Here is a 2096-nt window from a genome sequence, read left to right on the forward strand (position 1 = left end):
TCACCAATCAGCGCGAAACAGTCGTCATCTGGGATAAGGCGACCGGCAAGCCGATCCACAATGCCATTGTCTGGCAGGACCGGCGCACCGCGCCGCTGTGCCAGAAACTCAAGAAGCAGGGCTTGGAGAAAAAGTTCACCCGCAAGACCGGCCTGCTGCTCGATCCCTATTTTTCCGGCACCAAGATCGCCTGGATGCTGGACAAGGTGAAAGGCGCGAGAAAACGCGCCGAGAAGGGCGAATTGCTCGCCGGCACCATCGACAGCTTTTTGATCTGGCGGCTGACCGGCGGCAAGGTCCACGCCACGGACGCCACCAACGCCTCGCGCACGCTGGTCTACAATATCGCTGAGAATGCCTGGGACGACGAGCTGCTGTCGATCCTCAACATCCCAATAGAAATACTTCCCGAGGTGAAAGACTGCGCCGATGACTATGGAATCACGGAGAAAAATCTCTTTGGCGCCGAGATAAGAATCCTCGGTGTCGCCGGCGACCAGCATGCGGCAACCATCGGCCAGGCCTGTTTCGAGCCGGGCATGATGAAATCCACCTACGGCACCGGCTGCTTTGCCCTGCTCAACACCGGGAGCGATCTTGTGCGTTCGAAGAACCGGCTCTTGACCACCATTGCCTACAGGCTGAACGGCAAGACGACCTACGCGCTGGAAGGCTCGATCTTTATTGCCGGTGCTGCGGTGCAATGGCTGCGCGATGGCATCAAGGTGATCGGCAAGGCCGAGCAGAGCGGCAAATTGGCTGATGAAGCCGATCCGACCCAAAACGTCTACCTGGTGCCGGCCTTCGTCGGGCTCGGCGCGCCGCATTGGGACGCCGAGGCACGCGGCGCCATTTTCGGACTGACGCGCAATTCTGGCCCGGCCGAGTTTGCCCGTGCCGCGCTCGAATCCGTTGCCTACCAGACGCGCGACCTGCTCGACGCCATGCGCAAGGACTGGAAGGGGGCTTCGGCCAAGACCGTGCTGCGGGTCGATGGCGGCATGGTGGCGTCGGACTGGACCATGCAGCGTCTGGCCGACATCCTCGATGCACCGGTCGACCGCCCGACCATTCTGGAGACGACGGCGTTGGGGGCGGCCTGGCTGGCCGGCTCGAAGGCGGGCGTGTGGCCGGATGCTAAGAAGTTTGCGAAAAGCTGGGCGCTGGAGCGGCGCTTCCAGCCGGACATGGATAGCTCCATACGCTCAGCCAAACTCGCGGGTTGGCGCGATGCTGTGCGACGGACGCTGAGTGTGCCATAACCGATTGTCTAATGGGGCGAGGGGAAATGAAGCCAGATTGGTATCCTGCTTGGCGCGACGAGGCTATCGAACAACTAAATGCCAAGAATGACCGCTTGGAGAGAGACTTCCAGCTCGGCCACTCGTCTCGCTACGACTATGACATCGAGACCAGAAGGCTTTTGTTTTCCAAGGGCGGAGAAATCAAAGTCACCGCAGAGGTCCAGATTGCCGGGTCCACGAGCGCTAAGTCGCAGAGTTGGCTCTGGGCCTGGGCAAATTCAAATTGGCCCGATGACGTTATGATCGACGCAAAGCGGGTTCGATCCTTCGGCGAGACAAATAGCATCGACGAACTGACCCAGTCTTACGTGACGGATGTCGATGACGACCTGGAAGTGCTTGGTTGGGAACTGAGCGCCGCGGCGGTTCGAATTTGCGACGCCCTTGGAGCATATCGCTCACCTTCGGAAGGCGATGCACGTTTTTACATCATCAAGGCCATCAGTTGGGCTGGCTGATGCCGGCTCCCATGCTTACTGAAAAGAGAAGACCCGCGACAGATTCTGGCACGGGTCTACTCGTCAGCTATTGGCACTCATTCACGAATCAGTAAGGCGAACGGCACTCCTTGCGAGGGCCGTAATTCGGCTGGAACGTGTTGTCCGAAGCACGGTAGCTGCGATAGCGGTCGTAGCACCACTGGACGTGGGCGTTGCCTCCGTAGACGCGGTTGTTCTCGTTGTTGATGATGGCACCGGTGATCAGCGCGCCAGTCGCGAACGCCGCGAGCGGGAACCAATAATCGCCGTGACGACGGTAGCCGGGGCGATATTCGCGATAGCCGCGATGGCC

At 59.9% G+C, this 2096-nt stretch carries 3 protein-coding genes; 2 read left to right on the forward strand and 1 reads right to left on the reverse strand.

Features of this window, described 5'->3' with window-relative positions; translation table 11 throughout:
- Both glpK and EN906_RS31970 read left to right on the forward strand, forming a co-directional pair.
- The coding region (gene glpK / locus EN906_RS31965) for a glycerol kinase GlpK (protein WP_127375675.1) at nt 1-1262 on the forward strand (1262 nt) is incomplete at its 5' end.
- 26 nt (nt 1263-1288) lie between these two features.
- The gene (locus tag EN906_RS31970; protein WP_127269599.1) at nt 1289-1762 is read left to right on the forward strand and encodes a DUF6882 domain-containing protein; all 474 of its coding nucleotides are present in this window, start codon (nt 1289-1291) and stop codon (nt 1760-1762) included.
- An 88-nt stretch (nt 1763-1850) separates the two neighbouring features.
- Here the strand turns inward: EN906_RS31970 and EN906_RS31975 are convergent.
- Nucleotides 1851-2096: BA14K family protein (locus EN906_RS31975; protein WP_164777527.1), on the reverse strand; the 246-nt coding region annotated here is incomplete at its 5' end.

This window comes from Mesorhizobium sp. M7A.F.Ca.CA.004.06.1.1, assembly GCF_003999135.1.
Taxonomy (GTDB): domain Bacteria; phylum Pseudomonadota; class Alphaproteobacteria; order Rhizobiales; family Rhizobiaceae; genus Mesorhizobium.

What these genes read in the sequence shown, in the direction of transcription:
- EN906_RS31970 (WP_127269599.1), top strand. Translation starts at nt 1,289, where the DNA reads ATGAAGCCAGATTGGTATCCTGCTTGGCGCGACGAGGCTATCGAACAA.